1 protein-coding gene is annotated in these 3,973 nt (G+C 38.4%); it reads left to right on the forward strand.

Annotated features, from left to right (window positions below):
- The coding region (locus tag BXY80_RS13830) for a T9SS type B sorting domain-containing protein (protein WP_147376146.1) at positions 1–3,969 on the forward strand (3,969 nt) is incomplete at its 5' end.
- Positions 3,970–3,973 lie beyond the last annotated feature (4 nt).

Genomic DNA, 3,973 nt, shown 5'->3' on the forward strand with positions numbered 1-3,973 from the left:
GTACCAGATGGGTTGACGAGTATAGATTTAACGTTAAAGAATTTAGAGATAACGGGGAACAATCCGGATTATTCAGTGAGTTATTATTTAACTCAAGTTGATGCAGAAACGGCGATGAATCCCTTAGCGATACCGTATACCAATACGAGTAATGGGCAGATGATTTATGTACGCGTGCAAGATGTCAATACGGGTTGTTATGCAACCACGACTTTGGTATTGGTAGTAGAGCAAGCGCCAGTAGCCAATACACCAACAGCTTTAGATTATTGTGATCCAGACAGTGATGGATTTGGTGTATTTATGTTAACCGATCGCGATATAGAAATCACAGGCGGCGATCCAAGTTTAACAGTAAGTTACCATGAGACGATGTCAGATGCCAATACAAATGTTAATGCTCTGGCAAGTCCATATAATAATATAGTAGAAGACACACAAACCTTATATGTACGCGTAGAGAGTTCAACCATAGCAACCTCATGTGCTACTTTTGTAGAATTGGTGCTTGTTGTCAACCCAACGCCACAATTAGGAGCCTTACCACCAACCGCATTAGAAGCGTGTGATGATATATCAGCCGATGGCTTTGCACAATTTGATTTAACGAGCAAGGAGGCAGAGATATTACAAAACTTAGCCGACCCAACGCAATATACCGTTACATTTTATGAAAATCAGGTTAATGCAGATACCCCAATAAATGCGATATTAAATCCAGGAGCTTATACCAATACAGCAACACCAAATCAACTATTATGGGTACGTGTAGATGATAACAATACAGACTGTTATAAGCTCACAACCTTAGAGTTAATAGTAAACCCATTGCCAGTATTAGTACAACCATCACCATTAGAGTTATGTGATGATGTATCACGCGATGGACAAGAAGCCTTTACATTAGAAGACGCAAATGATGAGATATTAAATGGTCAAACAGGAATAACCTTAACCTATTACGAGACGCAATTAGATGCAGACAACGGCACATCACCAATATCAAGTCCATATGTTAATGTATTAAGTAATCCCCAAACAATTTTTATACGTGCAGAGAATGATGTAACAGGCTGTGTTAATACTACGACACTATTACTAAGAGTAAATCCAATACCATCACCAGCCACATTACCTTCAGATTTAGAAGTTTGTGATGATGATAACGATGGCTTTTCAGCCTTTGATTTAGAGCTTAGAACCGTAGAGATTATCAATGGCGAATTAGATATATCTATAACATATCATGAAACACAAGCCGATGCAGAATCCGGCGATAATGCTTTAGTAAGTCCATACACAAATATTGTTGCGGATGAGCAGCAGCTTTATATACGCGCAGAAAACACAATAACAGGATGTTATAATAGTGTAGAGACGATGTTAACCATTAGAGTGTTACATTCACCAGAAGTTCCAGTAGCTATGGACGATTATGTGATATGCGATACCGATGCAGATGGCATAGCACAATTTGATTTAACAACTCAAGATGCAGAAGTATTAGGTACGCAACTACCAGCAGATTTTGTATTAACCTACCATTTAACACAAGGCGATACGGATACCGGCGCAAACCCAATAATAAATGTAGGCAACTATACAAACCTAGCTAACCCACAAACCATTTATGTGCGTTTAGTAAGTGTAGCCAATGGCTGTATTACCACAGGAGAATTTGATATACGAGTAGAATTACCACCAACAGCAGTACAACCAACACCGTTAGAAACATGTGATGATTTAAATCAAGTTAATGATGGATTTACAACATTTGATTTAACCTCAAAAGACGCAGAGATAACAGGAGGCGAGGCAAGTTGGAGTGTAAGCTATTATGAGACAGATGCAGATGCCCAAGCACAAACAAATGCTATAGACCCAGCAGGTGCGTATACCAATACCGTTATCGCAGCTCAAACTTTATTTGTAGTGGTTACCGATACCGATACAGGCTGTGTAGACTTTACAACTTTAACCATACGTGTGATACCAAATCCAACACCAACAGCAAGTGGTTTGTTACCAAGTTTAGAGTTGTGTGATGACACAAATCCAGGCGATATGGCAGAGGCGTTTGATTTAACCACAAATGAAGCCTTATTACTTAATGGCGAGCCTAATGTTACACCAACATATCATGAAACAGAAGAAGATGCTTTGGCAGGCGTTAACGCTATAGCAGACCCAACAGCATATACAAATACAAGTGCAACACAAACAATTTATGTACGTGTTACAAGCGACCTTACCGGATGTTATACCACAGTAATGTTTACAATAATTGTAAACCCATTACCAGTAGCAACAGCTGTAACAGATTATATTATCTGTGAACTAAATAATGATGGTCAAGCCGAGTTTGATTTAACAAGCAAAGATGCAGAAGTATTAAACGGACAAGACCCATTAGTATTTACAGTAAGCTATCATATAAGTCAAGCAGACGCAGACACAGCAGCAAATGGTTTAGTAAGTCCATATACAAATGTATTAGGCAACCCACAAACCATTTATGTAGCCATTACTAATACCGTTACAGGCTGTATGGTAAGCACACCAACATTTAATATAGAAGTACAAGAGGCCGCAGAAGCAAACAGTGATATGGCACCTATATTATATGAGATTTGTGATGATGAGATGGATGATGATGACGACTTAAGTAATAACAGTGCACAGTTCGATTTAACACCAGTAACACTATTATCAGACTTAGACCCAGCAAGTGTACAAGCACAAGTGTTAGATGGTCAAGATCCATCAAACTACATACTAACGTATTATGCAACCGAAGTAGATGCAGAATTAGGTGTAAACCCATTACCATTTTTATATGAAAACACATCAGTAAATGGTAATGCTGCTAATCCACAAGTAATCTATGTAAGAGTAGATAATGATACACAAGGCGTAGCATTGTTAAACTTAGATTTAGCAGCAGTAACAACCGCATTAGATTTTAATGGCGATGGTAACGTTGATACCATAGATACCGATGGCGATGGTGTTTTTGATTTAATAGATGTAAATGGGGATAATGTATCAGACGGATTTGATACCGATGGCGATGGTCTGATTGATTTTATAGATATAGATGGCGATGGCTTAGGCGACTTAGTCGATTTAAATAACGATGGTACAGTAGATAATGCATTTGATTCATCAAGCTGTTATGCAGTAGCACCACTAACCCTACAAGTTAATCCATTACCAGTATTTAACTTAGATGATAGTTACATACTATGTGTAGATACAAATGGCACAGAAGTATTAGACGTACCCGTATTAGATACAGGCTTAAGCACACCAACCTATACCTTTGAGTGGTCATTAAATGGAGCAGTCATAGCAGGTGCAACAGAAGGGAGTTACACACCAAGTGAAGGCGGAACTTATAGTGTAATAGTAACAGATGTAAGCAGTTCATCAGAGACGATGTGTGAGAGTACAGACAGTACAGAAGTAATAGAGAGTTCACCGCCAACGCTAGAAGCAGCAGTAACAACAGACGCATTTTCAGACGTGCATATAATAGAAGTTACCGTATTGTCAGGTTTAGGCGATTATGAGTTTAGTTTAGATGGTGGTTCATGGCAAGACGAGTTAATATTTACAGACGTATCTTTAGGCAGTCATTTAATAACAGCGAGAGACAAGATAGGATGTGGAGAATCAACAACAGAAGTGACCGTTATGGATTACCCAAAATTTTTCACACCAAATGGCGATGGCTATAATGATACATGGAACATTACCAGAATAGACGAACAACCTAGCGCAAAAATTTATATATTTGACAGATATGGCAAATTGTTAAAACAAATCAGCCCAACAGGTGATGGATGGAATGGAACCTATCAAGGCGAGCCAATGCCAACAAGTGATTACTGGTTTGTAGTAGAATATAATGAACCTAATACAGGTGATAAAAAAGAATTTAAAGCCCATTTTACCCTGAAAAGATAAATTG

Origin of the sequence: Ichthyenterobacterium magnum, from assembly GCF_003610635.1 — a bacterium.
GTDB lineage: Bacteria > Bacteroidota > Bacteroidia > Flavobacteriales > Flavobacteriaceae > Ichthyenterobacterium > Ichthyenterobacterium magnum.